The organism is Acidovorax sp. FW305-C-20-28, assembly GCF_058783375.1.
The window spans coordinates 1-22,132 of record NZ_JBYSYM010000053.1; the positions used below are offsets into that span (position 1 = coordinate 1).

20 protein-coding genes are annotated in these 22,132 nt (G+C 67.7%); 8 read left to right on the top strand and 12 right to left on the bottom strand.

The window, feature by feature from the left end:
• Nucleotides 1-547: 547 nt before the first annotated feature.
• The 7 genes from AC3WOH_RS32900 to AC3WOH_RS32930 form a co-directional block, all read right to left on the bottom strand.
• Nucleotides 548-1,252, bottom strand: a complete 705-nt coding sequence (locus AC3WOH_RS32900; RefSeq protein WP_492233536.1) for a DUF4198 domain-containing protein — start codon at nucleotides 1,250-1,252, stop codon at nucleotides 548-550.
• A 14-nt stretch (nucleotides 1,253-1,266) separates the two neighbouring features.
• The gene (locus tag AC3WOH_RS32905; protein WP_492233537.1) at nucleotides 1,267-3,297 is read right to left on the bottom strand and encodes a TonB-dependent receptor; all 2,031 of its coding nucleotides are present in this window, start codon (nucleotides 3,295-3,297) and stop codon (nucleotides 1,267-1,269) included.
• A gap of 88 nt (nucleotides 3,298-3,385) precedes the next feature.
• Complete coding sequence (gene nikR, locus AC3WOH_RS32910) at nucleotides 3,386-3,847, bottom strand: nickel-responsive transcriptional regulator NikR (RefSeq protein WP_492233538.1); 462 nt, start codon at nucleotides 3,845-3,847, stop codon at nucleotides 3,386-3,388.
• Between the two features lie 124 nt (nucleotides 3,848-3,971).
• Nucleotides 3,972-5,204, bottom strand: coding sequence for an MFS transporter (locus tag AC3WOH_RS32915; RefSeq protein WP_492233539.1), 1,233 nt, complete (start codon nucleotides 5,202-5,204; stop codon nucleotides 3,972-3,974).
• Between the two features lie 147 nt (nucleotides 5,205-5,351).
• The gene (locus AC3WOH_RS32920) at nucleotides 5,352-6,284 is read right to left on the bottom strand and encodes a ZIP family metal transporter (RefSeq protein ID WP_492233540.1); all 933 of its coding nucleotides are present in this window, start codon (nucleotides 6,282-6,284) and stop codon (nucleotides 5,352-5,354) included.
• 102 nt (nucleotides 6,285-6,386) lie between these two features.
• Nucleotides 6,387-7,358, bottom strand: a complete 972-nt coding sequence (locus AC3WOH_RS32925) for a ferritin-like domain-containing protein (protein ID WP_492233541.1) — start codon at nucleotides 7,356-7,358, stop codon at nucleotides 6,387-6,389.
• A 246-nt stretch (nucleotides 7,359-7,604) separates the two neighbouring features.
• Nucleotides 7,605-8,402, bottom strand: coding sequence for an SDR family NAD(P)-dependent oxidoreductase (locus tag AC3WOH_RS32930; protein WP_492233542.1), 798 nt, complete (start codon nucleotides 8,400-8,402; stop codon nucleotides 7,605-7,607).
• A gap of 123 nt (nucleotides 8,403-8,525) precedes the next feature.
• Between AC3WOH_RS32930 and gcvA the strand changes: the two genes are divergently transcribed.
• Nucleotides 8,526-9,470: a transcriptional regulator GcvA gene (gcvA, locus tag AC3WOH_RS32935; RefSeq protein WP_492233543.1), complete on the top strand. Its 945-nt coding sequence runs from the start codon at nucleotides 8,526-8,528 to the stop codon at nucleotides 9,468-9,470.
• Nucleotides 9,471-9,480: 10 nt separating this feature from the next.
• Nucleotides 9,481-10,464, top strand: a complete 984-nt coding sequence (locus tag AC3WOH_RS32940; protein WP_492233544.1) for a beta propeller repeat protein — start codon at nucleotides 9,481-9,483, stop codon at nucleotides 10,462-10,464.
• 34 nt (nucleotides 10,465-10,498) lie between these two features.
• Here AC3WOH_RS32940 and AC3WOH_RS32945 read toward each other — a convergent pair whose 3' ends face one another.
• Nucleotides 10,499-11,140: a hypothetical protein gene (locus AC3WOH_RS32945; RefSeq protein ID WP_492233545.1), complete on the bottom strand. Its 642-nt coding sequence runs from the start codon at nucleotides 11,138-11,140 to the stop codon at nucleotides 10,499-10,501.
• Between the two features lie 200 nt (nucleotides 11,141-11,340).
• On the opposite strand from AC3WOH_RS32945, the gene AC3WOH_RS32950 reads away from it, so the two are divergent.
• Nucleotides 11,341-11,499, top strand: coding sequence for a hypothetical protein (locus AC3WOH_RS32950; protein WP_492233546.1), 159 nt, complete (start codon nucleotides 11,341-11,343; stop codon nucleotides 11,497-11,499).
• Between the two features lie 49 nt (nucleotides 11,500-11,548).
• A complete protein-coding gene (locus tag AC3WOH_RS32955; RefSeq protein WP_492233547.1) occupies nucleotides 11,549-13,258 on the top strand; it encodes a methyl-accepting chemotaxis protein in 1,710 nt (569 codons plus the stop codon).
• Nucleotides 13,259-13,338: 80 nt separating this feature from the next.
• Here AC3WOH_RS32955 and AC3WOH_RS32960 read toward each other — a convergent pair whose 3' ends face one another.
• The gene (locus AC3WOH_RS32960; RefSeq protein WP_492233548.1) at nucleotides 13,339-13,707 is read right to left on the bottom strand and encodes a DUF5655 domain-containing protein; all 369 of its coding nucleotides are present in this window, start codon (nucleotides 13,705-13,707) and stop codon (nucleotides 13,339-13,341) included.
• Between the two features lie 31 nt (nucleotides 13,708-13,738).
• Nucleotides 13,739-14,278, bottom strand: a complete 540-nt coding sequence (locus AC3WOH_RS32965; RefSeq protein WP_492233549.1) for a PadR family transcriptional regulator — start codon at nucleotides 14,276-14,278, stop codon at nucleotides 13,739-13,741.
• Between the two features lie 144 nt (nucleotides 14,279-14,422).
• Between AC3WOH_RS32965 and AC3WOH_RS32970 the strand changes: the two genes are divergently transcribed.
• The 4 genes from AC3WOH_RS32970 (at nucleotide 14,423) to AC3WOH_RS32985 (ending at nucleotide 19,255) form a co-directional block, all read left to right on the top strand.
• The gene (locus tag AC3WOH_RS32970; protein WP_492233550.1) at nucleotides 14,423-16,495 is read left to right on the top strand and encodes an oxidoreductase; all 2,073 of its coding nucleotides are present in this window, start codon (nucleotides 14,423-14,425) and stop codon (nucleotides 16,493-16,495) included.
• Between the two features lie 31 nt (nucleotides 16,496-16,526).
• Entirely contained in the window at nucleotides 16,527-16,967 is a 441-nt protein-coding gene (locus AC3WOH_RS32975; RefSeq protein WP_492233551.1) for a nuclear transport factor 2 family protein, read from the top strand.
• 36 nt (nucleotides 16,968-17,003) lie between these two features.
• Complete coding sequence (locus AC3WOH_RS32980; RefSeq protein ID WP_492233552.1) at nucleotides 17,004-18,686, top strand: long-chain-fatty-acid--CoA ligase; 1,683 nt, start codon at nucleotides 17,004-17,006, stop codon at nucleotides 18,684-18,686.
• A gap of 113 nt (nucleotides 18,687-18,799) precedes the next feature.
• Nucleotides 18,800-19,255 (top strand): VOC family protein, encoded by a 456-nt coding sequence (locus tag AC3WOH_RS32985; RefSeq protein ID WP_492233553.1) that lies wholly within the window; start codon nucleotides 18,800-18,802, stop codon nucleotides 19,253-19,255.
• Nucleotides 19,256-19,267: 12 nt separating this feature from the next.
• Here AC3WOH_RS32985 and AC3WOH_RS32990 read toward each other — a convergent pair whose 3' ends face one another.
• Both AC3WOH_RS32990 and AC3WOH_RS32995 read right to left on the bottom strand, forming a co-directional pair.
• A complete protein-coding gene (locus AC3WOH_RS32990; RefSeq protein ID WP_492233554.1) occupies nucleotides 19,268-20,179 on the bottom strand; it encodes a LysR family transcriptional regulator in 912 nt (303 codons plus the stop codon).
• Nucleotides 20,180-20,495: 316 nt separating this feature from the next.
• Nucleotides 20,496-21,701, bottom strand: coding sequence for a GGDEF domain-containing protein (locus tag AC3WOH_RS32995; protein ID WP_492233555.1), 1,206 nt, complete (start codon nucleotides 21,699-21,701; stop codon nucleotides 20,496-20,498).
• Nucleotides 21,702-22,132: the final 431 nt, after the last annotated feature.

Sequence of the window (22,132 nt, forward strand, 5' to 3'; positions counted from 1 at the left end):
CAGATGACGAAGCGCGTGTGTCCTGCGGCACACGCGCCACCCCAGCTTCTGCGCTTCTCGGCACGGTCAGAAGGGGGTGGATACCGACACGGGCCATCGCTTCGCTCGGCCCCATGGCGCCTCGCTGCGCTTCGGCGTCGGCGGCGCGCAGCGCGTCACCGACCCCAGGCGCAGCTGCGAAAGCAGCAGCCGTCTTTGCCCCCGCTCCCCACCCCTGCTGGCTGCGCCGAGAAACGCAGGAGCTGGGGTGGGCGTGTGTGCCGAAGGACACACACGCTTCGTCATCTAGCTTGCCGATGCTGTCTGAGCGGAGTTCGCCCGCAGGGGGAACGTAGCGAGTTCATCGGCACCACCCCAGTTCCGAGCATCGCAGGCTGCCCCCAGCGCCCGACAGGGCGATGGGGGACGCGGACTGGGGGGCGCCTTCTCTTTGGTGACTTTCTCTTGGCGACGCAAGAGAAAGTTACTGCGCCGCCGGGCGCACATCCCGGCTCCCGCCCTCAGCAAAGCAACAATAGCAACCAACGCGCACCAACGCACCCAATCCTCAATGCGCCGGAAACGCCAGCAGATACTCCCAACTCCTACTGGTAGTGCGTGGGTCCCCGACAACCGGCACGCGGCGAATCGCGAGCAGCTGGTTGTTCCCCGCCACAGGCGTAACGGTGGCCGTACCATCGGCCGCGGTGGTCACAGCCGCACCTTTCTCGCCCAGCGACAGGCGGATGCCCTCGATGGGCTTGCCATCGAACAGCACGCGCACGCGCATCGGCTTTCCGGCGTGGGGCGTATCGGCATCCAGCGCCACGATCTCGAACTGCTGGCCCAGCGGCTGCTTGGCGATCACGCCCCACTGGATGAGGGTCTTGTGGTACTTCAAGGCATGCACGCCGCTGGTGGCTCCGGGGTTCTCGGTCATGGGCTTGTTGACCATGCTGCTGCCCTCGGTCTTGCTGAAGAAGCCGTTGTCGAAATGCGCGGCCAGCAGGGCGGCCTGGCGCTCGGGCTTCACGCGCACGCCGTCGGCCTTGGGCTCCAGCGCCACGTCGATCTTGCGGCCGCGGCGGTCGAAGGCCTGCACGCTCTTGAGCTTGTCGGCGGGGTAGGTCTCGAGCTGGCCCTCGTGCCCGCCGAACTGCACCAGGTAGCCGCCGCCGGCATCGGGCTCCAGCCAGACATTGTGGGCCTGGGCAGCGCCCTGGTGCGCCATCAGGGCGAGGGCCGTGGCGGTCAGGAGGGTGATTGGCTTCATGGGATGGCTCTTTCTTAAAACACGAGCTTGGCGCCGATCTTGAAGGTGCGGGGTGCGCCCGGGGCGAAGACCTGTGTGCCGCCGATGACCGATGCCGAGGTGGCATAGGCCTTGTCGCTCACATTGGCGATGGCGGCGTAGATCTCGTAGCGGCTGTCCACTTTGTACGCCACGCTCAGGTCCACTGTGGCATAGCCGCCGTAGCCCACGCTGTTGTCGGCGTTCACCGCATAGGCGCCCACACGGCGCCAGGTGGCGGTGGTGGACCAGTCGGCAACCGGGCGCCAGGTGGCGCTCACCGTGGCCATGTAGCGGGGAACGCCGGCCACCTGCTTGCCGATGAGGGCGGGGTTGCCGTTCTCGGTGACGCGCGAATGCGCGCTGCCGTAGGTGAGCGACAGGTCCACGTCGCGGTGCGCGGCCCACAGGGCACTGGCCTCCACGCCGCTGCGGCGCGTGGCGCCGTAGTTCTCGTACACGCCCGGGGCCACGGTGCGGATCTCGTCGCTGGAGGTGAGTCGGTAGGCCGCCACATCCAGCATCAGGCCTGGCATGGGCTTGAACTGCGCGCCCACCTCGGTCTGGCGGAAGATGTTCGGGTCCAGCGTTGCGGCGCCCAGCGCGTACTTGGCAAAGGTGCTGGGCAGGGCGAAGCCTTCGGACCAACTGGCGCGCAGTTGCACGCCGGGGGCCATGTCGGAGCGCACCCCGAGCTTGGGGCTGGCGTGCGACATCTTCGCCAGCGGGCCGCAGGGGTCTGTGGCGGTTTCGGCACCATCGCGTGCGCAGCTGCCCGTGAAGCGGTCCCAGCGCAGGCCGGCCGAGGGCTTGAACAGGGCGTGGATGGGCGCCTCGATCTCGCCGAAGGCCGACACGCTGTTGAGTTTGGACGTGCGGTCGTTGATGGCCGGCGCCAGGCGGGCGCGGTTGTCCAGGCCATCGTAGTACTGGTACTGCGTGGATTCGCGGAAGGTCTCCAGCCCCGCCACCCAGTTGAGCGGCGTGCCGCCCATGGCGGTGCGCCCGTTGAGGCTGGTGCCGGCCCCGTAGACCTTGCGGTCGTAGGTCTCCTCGCGCTGGCGCCAGGTGCTGGCGTTGACCGGGCGGCTGAACCAGCGTGTGAAATCCTGCTGCGTGGTGTAGGCAAAGGTCAGCAGCTTCACCTCGGGCGAGAAAGCGTAGTTCACGTCGATGCGCAGCGTGGCGAAGTGCTTGCTGGCGCCGTCGTTCATGGCGCGCGGGTCCTTGCCGTAAGGGTTCTGCGCGAACTGCTCGGCGGTGATGTAGCCGGGCGAATCGCCATCGGCCTCGTGCCAGCGGCCCGACAGGGCCACGTCCAGCTCGGCGCTGATGCGCTTGCTCCAGCGGCCGGCCAGGGTGCTGCGGTGAAACTCCGACTGCGCGCGAAAGCCCTCGCTGCGGTAGTGCTGCGCGGCCAGGTTCACGTACTCGCCCTCACCCAGCGGCAGGCCCCAGGCGCCCTGCAGATCCACCGTGCGGTGGGAGCCCAGGCTGGCATCCACCTCCCGGTATTCGCCGCGCTTGCGCGTCTCCACCGCCATCAGCCCGGCGCGGTTGAAATTGCCGTACAGCGCCGACACGGGGCCCTTGTAGAGCGTGAAGCGCTCGATCTCCAGCGGCACGATGACGCTCAGGTCCACATAGCCGTCGGCATGCGACATGGCTTCGTTGAGGGGAATGCCGTCGAGCACCACGCCCACGTCGCCACCATGCCCGCCGCCGCCAAAGCCGCGCATCACGATGGTGTCGGCCACGCCCGAGAGCTGGTAGTTCTGCACGTTCATGCCGGGCACATGGCGCAGCAGTTCCGTGGGTTGGCTCACATGCTTCTCGGCGATCTCCTCGCTGTCGAAGCGGGTGCTGGAGTAGGCCGACGCGGCGCCCTGTTGCAGTGCCTGGCCCTTGATCTCGATGGTACTCAGAGTGGGTACTGCTTCCTGTGCAGCAGCGCAACCAGCGCCCAGTGCCAGGGCAATGGCCAGGGACAGAGGACGATGGTGGGGACGGACAGCGGGGCGGTTCATGGGGGTGTGATGTACTGGAATTTCGCCAAGCTTGTGGCCGCAGGCAGGCGACCCTTGCCCCGCGGTCGGGCGGAGTGGCGCGCCGCTCTCAGTGAGCGTGCCCGGGGTTCTTACGTTGGCGCTTGCCGTGCGTGTGGGGCGCGGGTCTGGCGTCGGCCATCACCAGGTTCAACTGCCCGTGGTGCACACCCCGCTCGGCCACCAGGCTGTCGGCAAAGCGGCGCACCGCGCTGGCCGGGCCCTTGAGCAGCACGGTCTCGATGCAGTGGTCGTGGTCCAGGTGGGCATGGGTGCTGGCAATCGTCAGCGCGTGGTGGTCGTGCTGGTGGTGGGCCAGCCGCTCGGACAGTTCGCGCTCATGGTGGTTGTAGACGTAGGACAGGTTGGCCACGCAGGGGCCGTCCTGGTCGTGGGTCTCGCGCAGCTGCGCCAGGTGCCCGCGCAGGATGTCGCGCACCGCTTCGCTGCGGTTGCTGTAGCCGCGCTCGGCGATCAGATGGTCGAATTCGTGCGCGAGTTCTTCGTCAAGGGAGATGGTGAAGCGTTCCATGGGCGGGTGGTGCCATGGCATTGTGGTGTGGTGCCAGGGCCCGCCCAGTATGAAGAATTGGCCATTGATCATAAATACGCCGGACGGCGTACTGCAGTCGCTGTCGCAGCGGGCGACAGGGGGCCTACCGGCCCGCCAGCGCGGGCTGCTGCGCTGCCAGGCTGCGCTCCTGCAGCAGCACGATCACCACGGTGGCGACCATGAAGCCCACCGAGGCCCAGAGCACGCTGGTGGCCAGGCCCTTGTCCAGCAGCAGGCCGAACAGCAGGGGGCCCAGCACCCCGCCGATGTTGAAGCCGGTGGACACGATGCCGAAGGTGCGGCCCTCGGCCCCCACCGGCGAGGCGGCGCGCACCAGCATGTCGCGCGAGGGGGCGACCACCCCGGTCAGAAAGCCGATCAGCCCCAGCGCCACCACCAGCGCGAGCGGCGGCAGGCTGACCAGGATCACCGCCACCACCAGCGCGGCCGCCAGCGCGAAGGCGGCCGCGGCCAGCACGCCGTGGTGCCGTGTGCGGTCGGCCAGCACCCCGCCTGCGAGCACGCCGGCCGCGCTGGCGAACAGGAAGGCGGTGAGCGCCGAATTGGCCACCGAGAGCGGCACGGCAAAGCCCTGCATCAAGGCGCTGACCGAGAACTTGTCGATGGCGCCGGTGCTCAGGCTCAGCAGGGTGAACAGCGTGGTCAGGGCCACCAGGGTGAGCAGCGGGGTCTTGAGCGGGCGGCCGGCCGCGGCGCTTGCCGTGGCCTTCGCCTTGCCTGGCTGGGGTGGGGCTGCTGGCGCTGCGGCGGGCGCCTGCCCGCCTGCGGCCACGCAGGCCAGGGCAATGGCACCCGCCAGCGCGGCCATGGCAAACGACCACTGCGCGCCGGCCGTGACGGCGATGCCCACCATCAGCGGCGGCGCCAGCGCGCCGCCCAGGTAGCCCGCCGAGGTATGGATCGAGAAGGCGCGCCCCATCTTCTTCGCGTCGATTCCGCGCGACAGCAGGGCATAGTCCGCCGGGTGGTAGACGCCGTTGGCCAGCCCGGCCAGCGCCATGGCCACCAGCAGGCAGGCATAGCTGGGCACCAGCGCCAGCAGCCCGAAGCTCAGCGCGCCCAGCGCCAGCGCCGCGATCAGCATGCGCCGCGCGCCGAACCGGTCCACCGCAAAGCCCAGCGGCGCCTGCACCAGGGCGGTGACCACGTTGAACACCCCGATGGCGAAGCCCAGCTCGACAAAGCTTGCATCGAGCGCCTGGGGCAACAGCGGCAGCATGGCCGGCACGGCCATGATGTGCAGGTGGCTGACCGCATGCGCGCAGGAGACACGGAACAACAGTCCGTTGGACGAGGGGGCCGGGGTGCTTGTCATGGAATGGAGGAACGGCGGAGCTGCAGGTGATGGGGACGCGCCGCAGGGCGCTGCATGGCGCGCGGCAGTGGCTAGGTTAACGGATTGGCGCCCGTGGTGCAGGGCGTGCTGCAGCCTCTGGCGGACTGCCTTGCCGTCCTCCGTGCCTCAGGCCAGCGCCGTGTCCAGCAGCATCATGATCACGAAGCCCAGCATCAGCCCGCCCGTGGCATAGGCCTCGTGGCCTTTGCGGTGCGACTCGGGGATGATCTCGTGGCTGATCACGAACAGCATGGCACCGGCCGCCACCGCCAGGCCCCAGGGCAGCAGGCTGGCCGACAGGCCGATCACCAGCACGCCGAACACGGCGGCCAGCGGTTCCACCAGCCCCGACAGCACGCCCAGCCCGGCCGAGAGCATGCGCCCGTAGCCCACGCTGCGCAGCGCCAGCGCCACCACCATGCCCTCGGGCACGTCCTGGATGGAGATGCCCGTGGCCAGCGCCTGCGCGCCCAGCGCATCGGGCCCGGCAAAGGCCACGCCGATGGCCAGACCCTCGGGCAGGTTGTGCAGGCTGATGGCCAGCACGAACAGCCACACCCGCTTCATCGCCTTGGCCTGCGGGCCTTCCAATCCCTTGACGAAATGCTCGTGCGGCACGGCCCGGTCGATGAACAGCAGCAGCGCCGCGCCGAGCAGGATGCCCGCCCCTACGATGCCGCCCGCGCCCCAGCCGCCCGCGCCCTGCGCCTTGGCCGCCGCCAGCGCCGGGATCACCAGCGAGAAGGAGCTGGCCGCGAGCATCACGCCCGCGCCAAAGCCCAGCATGGAGTCGTAGGCGCGCTGCGAGAACTGCTGCGACAGCAGCACCGGCACAGTGCCCAGGGCCGTGGCCAGTGCTGCCATCAGGCCGCCGAGCAGGGCCCCCGACATGCGCGGATCATTGGCCGCCAGGCTCTGGTAGGCCGCATTCAACAGGATGGCGGCGCCGCCGGCCACGATGGCGAAGCCGATGAGCTGCCGCCATCGCAAGGCGCCCCCGGCAGCGGCGACGGGAGCCGCATGGGCGAGTGGCGCGGGGGTGTCGAGCTTGTTGTTCATGGCAAGGTCCTGAAGAAGGGGCCGGTGAGGGTTGCGTGGACATGCGCGCAACCCACGCCCGCGCAGACGCACGTGGCGTGGGTTGCTGCCGCACGGTCAAGGTCAGGCGAAGGCGCTGCTCAGGTTCAGGTTGCCGTTGACACCCGATGGGAAGAAGCCCCCGCGCGTCACGGCCTCCTTGTTCAGGTAGACAATGTTGAGCACGTCGTCCGGCGTGCGGCTGTAGGCGATGCCGTTGTCGTCCAGCGGCACGATGTTGGACATGTCGGCCGAGCCCGAGATGCCCTGGTCTTGTGACTTGCTGTTGTCCAGCGAATCACGCGCCTTGGCGATCGAGTCGGCCGAGCTGCGCAGCGTGGGCGTGGCCAGGCCCTTGGAGTACAGCACCGTGCGCACCAGCCCCGCGTGGTAGGCCTCGGCGGCCAGGATGCCGGCGGCGGCCTCCAGGTAGGTCTTGTTCTCGATCAGCGGCGCGGCACCCTTGTAGGCCGTGACGCCCACGTCTTCGAAGATGAAGGCGCCGAGCAGAAACGCCTCGTCGCTCGCATAGGGATCGAACGCCTGGCCCGGCCCCACCAGGCCGGCGGCGCGTGCCGCCACCGAGAAAGCGCCGTTGGGGTCCGTGCCACCCACATCGATGGCCGGCTGGGCCACCGCGGCCGAGCCCAGCGCCGTACGCAGAAAGCGCACGTGGTCCTGCTCGTCCTTGGCGATCTCGCGGGCGTACTGCGCCACCACCGGGTCCTTGAAGGCCACGGCGCGCCCGCCGACAGCGGCGCCCTGCGTGCCGGTGCCCGTCAGCATGGCCGCGGGCAGGCCCGTACCGAACACCGCGTACTGGTAGAACTGCGATTCGAGGTATTCGAGGTTCAGCGCAAAGTTCAGGATCTCCACGTCGGTCGGCTTGAAGGCCTGGGCAATGGCATCGCCACCGCCACCGCCGCAGGCGGTCAGCACGGCGCCCCCTGCCATGCCGAGCGCAAAGCCGCCGCTCTTGCGAAAGAAGTGCCGACGGTCCGCGCGCCTGTCCGCGCGTTGCTGCAAGACGTCGATGATGTTCGAGGAATCAGACATGTAGCTTCTCCTGAAGACTGCGCAAGGGGGACAAGAAGAAGCCCCTTGCAGACCAGCCGGTGCCATGGGATTTGAGGGCGCACACCTGGCTGCATGCCGGGACGCCCTCCGTGCGAGATCACCATCCCGGGCCGGCCCGTGCGGTGCTTGTGTGTGGTCTCCCTTCGAGTACGCAGCCCGATGCGGCCTGGTTTGTAGGAGAAGACGCCGTCCAGGGGCCGCCAGCAGAAACGGCCCTCAGCGGCGTCAGTTTCTGCCCGCCATCACGCCGCCGTCCACGTCCCAGATCGCACCGGTCACCCAGCCGGCCTTGTCCGAGAGCAGGAAGGCGATCACCTCGGCCACGTCCTCGGGCGTGCCCACGCGGCCGATGGGGTGGAAGCCGTTGAAGCCCTGCAGCGCGCTGTGCACCTCGGCCTTGGGGATGAAGCCTTCGTAGATGGGCGTCTGCACCACGGCGGGCGATACGGCGTTGACGCGGATGCCCCGCGGCGCCAGTTCCATCGCCAGGTGCTGCGTCAGCGAGTGCAGGCCCGCCTTGGCCATGGAGTAGGCCGACGACGGCGTGGCTGCGATGGCCTGGCGCGCCCACATGGAGCCGATGTTGACGATGGCACCGCCGCGGCCCCGGGTCACCATGGCCGCCGCGACCTTCTGGGTGATGAAGAAGAAAGCCTTGTTCAACTGCATGTACTGGTCGTAGTCCGCACCCTGGTGTTCCAGGAAGGGCTTGGGGAAGAACACGCCTGCGGCGTTGACCAGCAGGTCGATACCCTGGTGCGCCTCCTCGTCCAGCGCCGCCAGCAGGCGTGCCAGCCCCTCGCTGCGCGACAGGTCGGCCGTGATGGTCGCCACCGGGCCCAGGGCCGACAGCTCGGCGCGGGCCGCGTTCGTCTTGTCTTCGCGGTGGCCCACGATGACCACGCTGCCGCCCTGGGCGAGTACGGTGCGTGCGGTCTGCAGGCCCATGCCGCTGGTGCCGCCGACGACGAGCAGCTTGCGGCCCTGGAAGGGCTTGTTGCTATTGATGGAATGGGTGTTCATGCCGAAACCTTTCTGGGGTGGAAAAGAGGATCTGTTCGATGGGGGTGATTGTTTCGAGCAGGTGCTTTTGCGGCAAACGAGATAAAGTGTGGTTGACTGAAAGAAAAACTATCTCACTGGACCATGAAACTGCCCGTGCACCTGAACGCCCTGCGCGCCTTCGAGGCGAGTGCGCGCCACCAGAGCTTTTCGGCCGCGGCCGAGGAGCTGCATGTCACGCCCGCGGCCGTGGGCCAGCTCGTGCGTGCTCTGGAAGACTGGCTGGGCACGCCGCTGTTCCACCGCAGCAGCAGCGGGCGGGCCCGCTTGACTGCCACCGATGCGGCCGAGCGCGCGCTCACCGATATCCGCGCCGGCTTTGACCGGCTGTCGCTGGGGCTGGAGCGGCTCAAGGAAGGCTCGGCCAGCGGCGTGCTCACGGTGACCGTGAGCCCCTCGTTCGCGGCCAAGTGGCTGCTGCCGCGGCTGGAGCGCTTCCACGCTGCGTGGCCCGATACCGACGTGCGCCTGGACACCAGCCTCAAGCCCGTGGACTTCGTGGCCCAGCGCATCGATGTGGGCGTGCGCTATGGCGCAGGCCACTGGCCCGGCCTGGTGGCGCAGCCGCTCATGGCCGAAGAGGTCTACCCGGTGTGCGCGCCCGCCCTGGCGCGCCAGCGCGCTCGCCCGCGCAAGCCCGCGGACCTGCTGGAGCACACGCTGGTGCACGACCTGTCGATGGACGGGCCCTCGGGCTTCCCGACCTGGGATGGCTGGCTGCGCCAGGCGGGCGTGGCCGGCAAGGTGCCCCGTCGGGGCCTCAAGATCAACAACTCCGCTGCCGTGCTGCAAGCCGCCATCGACGGTCAGGGCATCGCCCTGGCGCGCAGCGTGATGGCACACGACGACCTGGCCGCCGGGCGCATGGTGCGGCTGTTCCCGGGCATTGCCTTCGCATCGCCCCTGGCTTACTACGTGGTCTACCGGGCCGAGTGCGCGAGCCTGCCGCGGCTGGCGGCGTTCCGCGACTGGCTCATCGAGGAAGCGCAGGGATCGTTGCGCACACCATCGGCAAACACCACCCCCTGAACGGATGCGCATGGCACGAAAGAAGAAAGCCGAACCCACCATCAGCCTCGTCACCGCCGTGGTGGTCGAATCCGACTACCTCAGGCTGGCCGCCTACCGCGACGACATCGACCCCTATGAGGTCGACGAGACCCGCATGCTCAGCCTGGACCTGCAGGAGGAGGAAGATGGGGGCTGGAGCCATGACGATGTGGAGTTGCACATCATTGCGATGTGCGTCTGGCCCCACGCCAAGGGTAAGAAGCGCGCGTATGTCGCGCTGTCGTGGGAAGGGTCGGTGGAGATTGTCGTCCAGGGCGCGGACCAGGGCTCGTACGAAGTGATCCAGGACGCCGGGCTGCACGGCGAGTGGTCCAAGGACTACGGCTACCTGATGGATGTGGCCGCCATCGGCAAGACCTTGTATGCCTGCGGCGATGCGGGCCAGATCTACCGGCGCACCGGCCCCGAGCGCTGGGAGCATGCCGATGCCGGGGTGCTGGTGGAGGGCTCGACCGAGCGCTGCTTCATGGCCATGGGCGGGGTGAGCGAATCGTCGATCTACGTGGTGGGGCTGGACGGCGAGATCTTCCATGGCGATGGCCGCCAGTGGACGCCTGTGGCAAGCACCACACGCGAGCAACTGCTGTGCCTGCGCGTGTTCAGCGATACCGATGTGATGGTCGGCGGCGCCAACGGCACCCTGCTGGCGGGCCATGTGGCCGGCGGCTTCCAGCCCTTGCCCGGCACGGGCGACAGCGCCCTGCGCATCAGCAGCGTGGAGCGGTTTGGCGGCCGGCTCTATGTGGCCGGCAACCTGGGCCTGTTTGTCTACGACGAAGCGCAGCAGTGCCTGCAGCCCGTGCAGACCGGACTGTCGCCGGAGCTGGCCGATGCCAATGTCGTCGAGGCGCAGGGCGGGGTGCTGTGGTCCGTGGGCGCCAAGGACATGGCGTGCTTCGATGGCGAGCGCTGGACGCGGTTCGACGTTCCTGGCAACCCGGCCATCCGATAGGTATCAAGAGAACTCGTGGCCCGGTCGTGGCCGGCTATGCGCCACCAGCCTGCGCCGCGTGCTGCTCCACCGCCCGCTTGGCCTCGGCCATGCCCACGTTGTGCTTGGCGCGGTACAGCTGGATGGCATCGGCCTTGCGGTCGGGCACCAGCGCCAGGGACTGCCAGGTCTCGGCCGGCTTCCATTCGGGCTTGCCGCTGGGCTGGCTCACCGTGAAGTAGCGGATCTCGGTGCCATCGCCATAGTGCGCGCTGACCTGCAGGGGCGCGAAGTCCCAGCGGTCATGGTCGGGCTCGGGGTGGTCCACGGGCACGCGGCCTTCGCCGATGACCCAGGTGCGTTCGGGCGTCTGTTTTTGCAGCAGGCCCGGCCTGCCATCGCCAAAGGCAAAGCCCAGGGGCAGCGGACCGGGATAGCGCTGGTGCTTGTCCACCCCTTCGTTGTAGAAGAAGATGCCCGAGAGCCTGCGGTCCTGCCGCTTGCTGGCGGGGGCAGATTCCGCATGGCGGGTGTCGAACAGCAGATCAAACCCCCCGGCCCGGCAAACGATGTACTGGCTGCCATCGCTGGGCTTGTCGGCCTTGTGAGGTGGGTGCTTTGCCAGGAAGGCGGTCACAGCCTCATCGGTGTAGGCCAGACCAAACAGGTCCATCCATTCCATGTCGGGGTGGGGCATGGGCAATCGTGTCCTTCATCATCCTCGTTGATCGGCAGCGAGTGTAGTGCCCGCTGCGGATGCACCAACTTCGCCCGGTTTCTCCCCGCCACCTCCTGGCCACAGCTTACCGGCAAGGCCCGGCCCGGCTGCCGCGCCGGGGCCCGTCTTCCGGAAATGGGTGGCGCGACGCCCTGTCCAGCACCCCCGTTGACAAGTGCTTGACGGAAAAATCCTTTGAAAATCAAATATTTAACGGATATTTTGGATTTTTCTATGGAATTGCTGCCGGGCATCAATTCCAGCAGATACGTATCTTTGCGCATCCAATTTCTGCGCCGGCGCGTACCATGGACACAGCCGGCTGTAACAGCCTGTGAATGGATTCAATGGCTTGTGCAGACGCGGCTTCCACCACCAGGAGACGCCATGAATACCGTCAAGAATCTCAAACTGGGCCTGCGCCTGGCGCTGGGCTTTGGCCTGATGCTCGCATTGCTTCTGGGGGTATCGTCCCTCGGGATATCGCGCATGGGGGATGTCCAGCACCGGCTCGACGACATCGCGAAGATCAACACGCAAGAGGCCCGCCTGGCCGTCGCCATGCGCATCGCCGTCAACCAGATGGCGATTGCGAGCCGGGACATCGTGCTGCTGTCCGACGAAGGGGCCATGCGCAAGGTGAACGAGGAGCTGCTGCGCTACCGCGGCAACTACGATGCCGCGCAAGACAAGCTGGACAAGATGTTCACGGACATCGCCAGCACCAGCAAGGAGGAGAAGGACCTCTTTGCCAGGATCCGCGAAATGAAGACTGCGGCGATGCCCATCGTCGACAAGGTGGTCTCCCTGGGCCTGGCCAACAAGAATGACGAGGCGACCGGGGTCCTGATGAACCAGCTGCAGGCCCCGCTGAGGCTGTGGCTGAACACCCTGGGCGAGCTGGCGGACCTGGAGGACAAGCTCAACGTCCAGGCCGCCGAGGAGGCCGAGGCCGCCTACGGCATGGCGCGTATCCTGATGCTCACCCTGTGCGCCATCGGCATTGCGCTGGGGGTGCTGGCCGCCTGGGCCATCACGCGCTCCATCACGGTGCCGATCGCGCGCGCGGTGCAGGTGGCGCAGACCGTGTCGTCGGGCGACCTGACTTCGCAGATCGAGGTCACGTCCCGCGATGAAACCGGGCAGCTGCTGCAGGCCCTCAAGACCATGAACGAGAGCCTGGTCACCGTGGTGGGCGCGGTGCGCACCAGCAGCGACAGCATTGCCACCGGGGCCAGCGAGATCGCCACCGGCAACCAGGACCTGAGCCAGCGCACCGAAGAGCAGGCCAGCAACTTGGAGGAGACCGCCGCGTCGATGGAGGAGTTGACCTCCACCGTGCAGTCGAATGCAGAGACGGCCCGCCAGGCCACGCAACTGGCTTCGTCGGCCAGCACGGCCGCGACCAAGGGCGGGGCCGTCGTCAGCCAGGTGGTGGGCACCATGGACGAGATCGCGGCCAGCTCCAGGAAAATCACCGACATCATCGGCACCATCGACGGCATTGCCTTTCAGACCAACATCCTGGCGCTCAATGCGGCCGTGGAGGCGGCCCGCGCCGGCGAGCAGGGGCGCGGGTTCGCGGTCGTGGCATCGGAGGTGCGCAGCCTGGCAGGGCGCTCGGCGGCCGCGGCCAAGGAGATCAAGACCCTGATCGGCGACAGCGTCGAGAAGATCGAGGCCGGCACCCGCCAGGTGGGCGATGCGGGTGCCGTCATGACCGACATCGTTGCGCAGGTCAAGCGTGTCGCCGACCTGATCAGCGACATCAGCGCCGCCACCACCGAGCAAACCATGGGCATCAGCCAGGTCAGCGATGCCGTAAGCCAGCTCGACCAGGTCACTCAGCAAAATGCGGCCCTGGTAGAGCAGTCGGCCGCCGCGGCGGACAGCCTGAGCAACCAGTCCGCACGCCTGGTCGAGGCGGTCAGCGTGTTCAAGCTGGGCAGCGAGGCCGGCCAGGGATTTGCGCCGGTGCCCGCGCCCGGCACGCGCAGGCCCTCGGCCACGGCCATTGCCGCCAGGTCCCCCGGCCTGCCGGTCGCCAAGCTGCCTGCCAAGGCGGGTGAAAAGACAGAGGACTGGGAAACGTTCTAGGAGCCTGATCGTGAACAGGTTCTCAGGCCGCTGCGGCGCTCAGGCCAGGGAGTGCGCGTACGCCTCCTGCAGCAGCGGCTTCATGGCGTCAGGTCTTGCGGGCTGCGCAGCCTGGCCACATGCGTGACCTGCTTGCGATCGGCCACGACCTTGATGAACAGCGCATGGTCCACCTGGCGCCCCAGGTGGATGGCGAGCCGCACGGCGTCGGCCATGATGACGGCATCGGCAAAGATGCGCTGGCTGCGGAACAGCACATAGCGCTCGCGGGCCACCAGTTCCACGGGGCCGAGCGACCGGGCAAAGAGCCCCAGCGCGCCAAACAGGTCCACGACCTCGGGCGGCCGGTTGCGCAGCACGGCGCTGCGTTCACCGGTTCCGCAGGCGTGGCGCTGATTCTTGCGGGTGAACTGGCGCTGGCATTGGGGGCACTCCCAAGGGCTGGTCATGGCGTGGCGGCTGGTGTGTGGCCAGGGGACCTCAGGAGGGGGCGGAGTCGCCCAGTATCTCCAGCGCCTCTTTCGCGATCGCCAGCGACAGCTCCTCCTGCAGGATGCCGGCCTTGAGCACCAGGTGCTGCAGGCGGCGCTCGCGGCTTGGCTCCTTGCCGATGAAGTCGCGCTGCGCGATGCGCTGGTAGACGGCCAGCTTGTCCTGGTGCATGGCCTGCAGGCGGGCGATTTCCTTCTCCAGCCCCGTGGGGCCGACGGCGGCCTCGGCGCGCAGGCGCACCATGAGTTCGTCGCGCAGGGGCGTGGGGTCGTTCTGCTCGGCGATCCAGCGGCGCAGTTCCTTGCGGCCTGCGGGCAGCAGGCGGAACTGGCGCTTGCGGCCGCGGCCCGTCTCGGCCGGCAGGGCCTCGATCCACAGCGACTCCTCCAGCCGAGCCAGCTCGCGGTAGATCTGCTGGTGCGTTGCGTGCCAGAAGTAGCCGATGGACTTGTCGAAGCGCTCGGCAAGCTCGGAGCCCGAGCAGGGGTGCTCGACCAGGGCGGTGAGAAGGGCGTGGGGCAGGGACATCGAAAGAGGGCGCGGGAGGAGGCTGCGGAGTCTGCCATCTTGCCTGAATCGGGAGCGCTCTCGATTGTTTATGCAACTGGTTGCATAAAAACGGGATGCTGGCTATATTTGTGCAACTGGTTGCATAAACACAAGGAGACCCCGATGAGCGCTGTCCTGAAACCTGCCCCGGCCCTCCAGGCGGCCGGCGGCGGCAGTCCCTACCCCCACCTGCATGCCCCGCTGGACCTGGGCTTCACCACCCTGAAAAACCGCGTGCTCATGGGCTCCATGCACGTGGGGCTCGAAGAAGTGGCCAATGGGTTCGAGCGCATGGCGGCCTTCTATGCCGAGCGCGCGCGCGGCGAGGTGGGGCTCATCGTGACGGGCGGCATTGCGCCCAACGAGCGCGGCCGGCCCATGCAGGGCGGTGCCATGCTGGTCAACGAGCACGAGGCCGAGCAGCACCGCAAGGTGACCCAGGCCGTGCATGCCGAGGGCGGCAAGATCGCGATGCAGATCCTGCACTTCGGCCGCTATGCCTACCACCGCGATCTGGTGGCCCCGAGCGCCCTGCGCGCCCCCATCAACCCCCATGTGCCGCATGCGCTCACGGCCGACGAGGTGGAGCAGACCATCGAAGACTTCGCGCGCTGCGCCGCACTGGCCCAGCATGCGGGCTATGACGGGGTGGAGGTGATGGGCTCCGAGGGCTACCTGATCAACGAGTTCATCGCCGCGCGCAGCAACCAGCGTGACGATGAATGGGGCGGCAGCTATGCCAACCGTATGCGCTTCCCGGTGGAGATCGTGCGGCGCACCCGCGAGCGCGTGGGGCCGAACTTCATCATCATCTACCGCCTGTCCATGCTCGACCTGGTGGAGGGCGGCTCCACGCTGGCCGAGGTAATCGAGCTGGCCCAGGCCATCGAGGCGGCGGGCGCTACCATCCTGAACACCGGCATCGGCTGGCACGAGGCGCGCATCCCCACCATCGCCACCAAGGTGCCGCGCGCTGCCTATGCTTGGGTGACCAAGCAGGTGATGGGGAAGGTGCGCATACCGCTCATCACCTCCAACCGCATCAACACGCCCGAGGTGGCCGAGCGCCTGCTGGCGGAAGGCTGTGCCGACATGGTCTCCATGGCGCGGCCCCTGCTGGCCGATGCCGACTTCGTGCGAAAGGCACGCCAGGGCCGGGCCGACGAGATCAACACTTGCATCGCCTGCAACCAGGCCTGCCTGGACCACACCTTCGGCGGCAAGATCACGAGCTGCCTGGTCAACCCGCGCGCCTGCCATGAGACGGAACTGGTCATCGCCCCCGTCGCTGCGAAGAAGCGCATCGCCGTGGTCGGTGCCGGCCCGGCCGGCCTGAGCTTTGCCGTCACCGCCGCGCAGCGCGGCCATGCAGTGGTGCTGTTCGACGCGGCGGCCGAGATCGGCGGCCAGCTCAACATCGCCAAGCAGGTGCCGGGCAAGGAAGAGTTCTACGAAACCCTGCGCTACTACCGCCGCCAACTGGAGCTGCACGGCGTGGACGTGCGCCTGAACACCCGCGTGCAGGCCAGCGACCTGGCGGGCCAGGGCTATGACGAGGTGGTGGTGGCCACGGGCATACAGCCGCGCGCACCCGACATCGATGGCATCACCCACCCCAAGGTGCTGAGCTACCTCGATGTGCTGCGCGACAAGAAAACCGTGGGCCAACGCGTGGCCATCATCGGCGCGGGTGGCATCGGTTTCGACGTGGGCGAGTACCTTACGCACGAAGGCGAGAGCGGCGCCCTGGCGCCGGCCAAGTTCAATGACGAATGGGGCATCGACACCGCCTATGCCCAGGCCGGCGGCCTGCGCGCCGCGCAGGTGGAGGCGCCCGCGCGCCAGGTGCACCTGCTGCAACGCAAGACCAGCAAGGTGGGCGACCAGTTGGGCAAGACCACGGGCTGGATCCACCGCACCTCGCTCAAGGCGCGCAACGTGGGCATGAGCTCGGGCGTGGCCTATGAGCGCGTGGACGACGCGGGCCTGCACATCACCATCGACGGCGGTGCGCCCCAGGTGCTCGAGGTCGACCACATCGTGGTCTGCGCCGGCCAGGAGCCGCTGCGCCAGCTGTACGACGCGCTGGTGGCCGCGGGCCAGAGCGCCCACCTCATCGGCGGCGCCGACGTGGCCGCCGAGCTCGATGCCAAGCGCGCCATCCTGCAGGGCACGACGCTCGCTGCCCGCATCTGATTTCTTTCAATCCACCCAGAGGAGACATCCCATGACCGAAGCCCCGAAGAACATCCACCCCGCCGTCGCCCGCTCGCTCGACACCTGGCACCACATGGTGGCCAGCCGCGACCTGTCGAACCTGCTGTCCATGGTGCACCCCGATGCGGTGTTCCGTTCGCCCATGGCGAACACGGCCTACACCTCGGCCCCGGCGCTGATGCTGGCCCTGTCCACCGTGATCCAGGTGTTCGAGGACTTCACCTACCACCGCCAGCTGGCCACCGACGACGGCCTGAACATCGTGCTGGAGTTCAGCGCGCGCGTGGGCGACAAACAGCTCAAGGGGATCGACCTGGTGCGCTTCAACGAGCAGGGCCAGATCATCGAGTTCGAAGTCATGGTGCGCCCCCTGAGCGGCCTGCAGGCGCTGGGTGCCGAAATGGGCGCGCGGCTGGGTGACAAGCTCCCCGCGTTCAAGGCCAAGGCCTGATGCGTTCATAAAAAAGAAGAGACAGGAGACAAGCCCATGACCGCCACCGCCGCACCGCCACCACCCATGCCCTGGGATGGGTCCTATCCCGAGGCCCTGCGCCACTACCAGCTGGACCTGGCGGCACTGTCCGCCAATGCCGCGCACCTGGCCACGCAGGCCGCAGCCGATCATGGGGACCAGCCCGCCTTCACCTTTGTGCTGCCCACGGGCGCGAACGTGGTGCGCAGCTTCAACGAGATCGATGCGCTGTCGGACGCCTTTGCCGTCTGGCTGGTGCGCGAGCAGGGGCTGCAGGCGGGCGAGGTGCTCGCGCTGCAGATGCCCAACTGCCTGCACTACCCGATTGCGGTGTTCGGTGCATGGAAGGCCGGGCTCATCGTGACCAATGTGAACCCGTTGTACACCGGGCGGGAGCTGCACCTGCAGCTCGAAGACAGCGGCGCCAAGCTGCTGCTGGTGTGCGACCTGTTCCTGCCGGTGGCGGGGCCCGTGGCCGCAGACCTGGACGTGCCGGTGCTCACGGCCAGCCTGTGGGACTTCTTTGACGAACCCATCGCCTCGGCCATCCGCGCCAAGATGGCCGGCCCTGCCGACCCCGCCGCAGCGCCGCTGCCCCGCATGGCCGATGCGCTGGTGCGCGGTCAGGCGCTGGCGCCCGTCGAACACCGCAGCCACCCCGTGGCGGTGTACCAGTACACCGGCGGTACCACCGGGCGCAGCAAGGGCGCTGTCATCACCCACAGCAACATCCTGGCCACCTTGCGCATCACGCGCGATTTCCTCGACGCCTACGATGGGCCGAAGCAGGGCGAGACCATGCTCACCGTGCTGCCCATGTACCACGTGTTCGCCTTCATGGTGAACTTCCTGGTGTTCTTTCAGGCCGGTGCGCGCAACCTGCTGGTGCCCAGCCCGCGCCCCATGTCCAACCTGCAAAAGACCTTCGAGCAATTCGACGTGCAGTGGACGGCGGGCGTCGATACCTTGTTCGCCGGCCTGATGGCCGAGCCCTGGTTCCAGGCCCATCCACCGAAGCTGCGCTATGCGTTTTCGGGCGGCACGGCATTGCGCACATCGACCGCGCAGGCCTGGCAGGCCCTGGTCTGCCCCATCCTCGAAGGCTATGGCATGACGGAAACGTCGTGCATCGTCTCGTGCAACCCACCCTCGGCCACGCCGCGCCTGGGCACCGTGGGCGTGCCCATGCCGGGCTGCCGTGTGCGCGTGGTCGATGACCAGGGGCGCGATCTGCCCCAGGGCGAACGCGGCGAGCTGCTGGTGCAAGGGCCGCAGGTCGTGGCCGGCTACCTGCATGCGCAGGAAGACAGTGCCAGTGCCATCCAAGATGGCTGGCTGCACACGGGCGACATCGCGCAGCTGGAGGAGGGCGGTTTCATCCGCATCGTGGACCGCAAGAAGGACATGATCCTGGTCTCGGGCTTCAACGTCTACCCCAACGAGGTCGAAGACGTGCTCGCCGCCCACCCCGGCATCGCTGAGGCCGCCGTCATCGGTGTGCCGGACGCCGGCACCGGCGAGGCCGTGCGTGCCTTTGTCGTGCCGCGCAACCCCGCGCTGACTGCCGAGGACGTGGAGCGCCACTGCCGCACCCAGCTCACGGCCTACAAGGTGCCGCGGCAGATCATCTTCCGCGATCAGCTGCCCAAGTCGCCGGTGGGCAAGATCTTGAGGGCCTCTTTGCGCGAAGTGGCCTGAAAGCAATCCATCGATTTTGGTGGTGCTCAGCACGCAGAACTATCGTTTTTCATGGGGGCCGTGTTTGCCTACAGTCTGCTCGTCATCCATACGCAAGCAGACACAGACACCCCATGACTTCCGCCATCCTGCCCCAGGGCTCCCACCTTTCGTCCCCCATCCCGTTCCACCTGGCCTTTCCGGTGCGCGACCTCGCCGAGGCGCGCGCTTTCTACGGGGAACTGCTCGGCTGCCCGGAAGGGCGCAGCTCCGAGAACTGGATCGACTTCAACTTCTTCGGCCACCAGATCGTGGCCCACTTGGCGCCCCAGGAGTGCGGGCACCGCAGCCACAGTGCGGTCGATGGCCACGATGTGCCGGTGCGCCACTTTGGCGCCGTGGTGCCCATCGCGCTGTGGCAGGCCATGGCCGACAAGCTGACGGCGCGCGGCACCGACTTCGTGATCAAGCCCTATATCCGCTTCAAGGGCGAGCCTGGCGAGCAGGCCACCATGTTCTTCCTCGACCCGTCGGGCAATGCCGTGGAGATGAAGTCCTTTGCGGACCTCGGTTCGCTGTTTGCCAAGTAGCCCAGGGTACGGTCACACCCTGGCCTTGCGCCCGGTGCGCTTTTTGCCCGGGGCAGGCCCTGCCGCCTGCCGCAGGCACTCGGCCAGCAAGGCGACGGCCGGCGGGCTCGCGCGCGGCCGGCGTTGCAGCAGCCCGATCTCGCGGTAGAAGGTCTTCTCGCCCAGCTGCACCACCCGCACCCCGGCCGGCAACGGCAGGTGGGCCTCGACCTGGGGCACGAGCGCCACGCCCACGCCCAGGGCGACCAAGTGGATGAGCGCCGCTATTTCGTCCACCTCCACGGCATCGCGCACCGCCAGGCCTTCGCGGTGCAGAAAGCGCTCGACCATGCGGCCGCCGAAGGAGCTGCGCTCGTAGCGCAGAAAGGGGTGGCCCTGCAGCAGTGCACGCCAGTCGCGGCCCTTCGTGCCGGCCGGAACGAGCAGCACGAAGGCCTCCTGGGCCAGGGCCTGCCAGGTGAGTTCGGGCGGCATGCCGAAGGGCGGGCGGATGATGAGGGCCGCGTCGATCTGGCCCGCGTCCAGCGCGTCCAGCAGCCCCATGGAAACGCCCGGGGTCACATGCACGCGCAACTGGGGGTGGGCGGCCCTGAGCGCAGCCAGCGCACGGGCCAGCAGGGTGGGCTGGGCCGAGGCGATGGCGCCGATGCGCAGCAGGCCCTGTGCGGCGCCACTTTCGCCGGGCAGGTCGGCCAGCCGGGCGTACAGCGCCTGGATCTCTTCGGCCCGGGCCAGCGTGGCCTGGCCGGCTGCGTTGAGAGTCGCGGAGCGGCCGGTGCGGTCGAACAGGGCAAAGCCCAGCGATTCCTCCAGCCGCTTGATCTGGCTGCTGACCGCGGACTGGGTCAGCCCGATGCGCTCGCCCGCCGCAGCGAAGCTGCCGTGGCGGCACACGGCGATGAAGGTCTTGAGTTCGTTGAGCATGGCCCGTCGATCATGCCAGCGCCCAGCCGCGCGTGTGGCAGCAGGGCCGCTTCCGATATGCGCCAGCGCGATGAGCATCTCCCCGTCCGAGCTCAGCGCCTTTCTCGAAGTCGTGCGCAGCGGCAGCCTGAGCCGGGCGGCCGATGCGCTGGGCCTGGATCGCCTGGCGCGGTTCTCCTGGGTCATGGTGCCCCAGCACGGTGCGGCGCGCCGGCACCTGCTGGCCGTCTTCGAGCGCGAGGGCATGCCTCTGCCCCAGGTGGCGGTGGAGGCCGAGGGCCAGTATCTCGATGGACTGACGCGCGCGCCCCGGGACTTACGTGGTGGATTCGCTCACGATCGGGGCTGGCGGCTCGCTGTGTGCCATCTGGGGCCACTCGATCCGATTGCGTCCAGCGGCCTTGCCACGGTAGAGTGCGGCGTCGGCTTCTTGCATGGCGCCCTCGAAGGCGTGCGCGTCAGCGAATGGATTCGAAACCCCCATCGTGACCGTGCAGTGCAGCGGATGGGCCCCGCCGGCGGTCTGGACTGCTTGCATTTCGACGGCTGAGCGCAAGCGCTCGGCCAGGAGCCGAACTCCGTGGATGTCGGAGTCCAGACAGATGATCAGGAATTCTTCGCCACCGATGCGGCCTGCCAGGTCGCCCCGGCGCACCGCGCCGCGAAGTACCTCTGCCACATGGCGCAAGACGGTATCTCCGATCTGGTGGCCATGGGTATCGTTGATGCGTTTGAAGTGATCGATGTCAACCAGCAGCAGGTACGCAGGCACGGCCTTGCGGGAGTTGAAATACATCTGCAGTGCTTCTGAGAGTCCGCGGCGGTTGAGCAACTGCGTCAACGGGTCACGCGCAGCGAGGTTTCGCAGCGCATCGGTCAAGCGGCGCAGTACCAGCCAGATGATCGCAGGCGGCAACACCGTGGCCAGGGACGACATGTAGATGTAGAACACCAATTGAAAGCTGCCGTCCATCTGCAGTGCGTCCAGGCCGCCATCCACAAGCTTCATGAACTTGAGTGCATTGAGCACGCAAATGCCGCTGATGAGGACCGCAAAAAATACCATCTCTGCATACAGGTCCTTGGCAAATGTGCGCACGCCATGGACCACGGTGATGACCATGGCCAGGAACAGCAGTGCAGACATGCCCGAGAGCATGGCGTAGCGGGCAACCGGGCCCAGGCCCCATTGCACCAGCAACTGCGCGGCGCTGTAGGCCACGGCCACTGCGAGCAAGGGGCGCCAGAAAGGGGCTGGAAGCCCAAAAAAGCGCATGGCTCCGAGCCAGTAGGCGACGGGGGCGGCCAGTGTGAACGTGTGATTGACGACGCTCACCAGGCTCCAGGCGGGGCCTCCTTCAGCCAACTGCAGTACATAGGCAAAGCCCAGCAGCAGGTTGCCCATCGCAAAAATGTCCATCCCCATCTTGTTGCCGTGCAGGCGTTTGCTGACGAGCCAGAACATCACCGAAAAGCACAGCAGGTGTGCGCACAGCATGCCGACGAGAATGGTTGCAACCATGTGGACGTTGATAGCTAGAAATGGCGGACAGCCCTGCGGTACATCCCTTCGCAATGGCGGCTCAGGGGCGCTGCGATAGTGCCAGTGGGCCAGTGTAACGATTGGTATCGCACAAAAGCATTGTGCGAATTCAACGATGTTGCCGTCTGGCTGCGCCCTCATGAAGAGCGTGCGCTCTTCCCAACCGACGCTCCCGCAGTGCGGCCTGGATGGTGGGTGAGGGGGCCTCTCGGCAAGCGCGGGGGGCGAACTCGCCGGCCCGGCGTTGCAAGGACCTCGCTGGCTGCTGGCGCGGCGTGATGGGGGATCCTGTGGATGCTCTGCGGTGGTGTCTGCCGCGCACGCGCCTGGCTGTCGGACTGCCCTGCCTGGGGGGAGGCGTCTGGGGCGTTGCCCGCGCTTGCAAGGTGCATACCTTTCCAGCGGGGGGG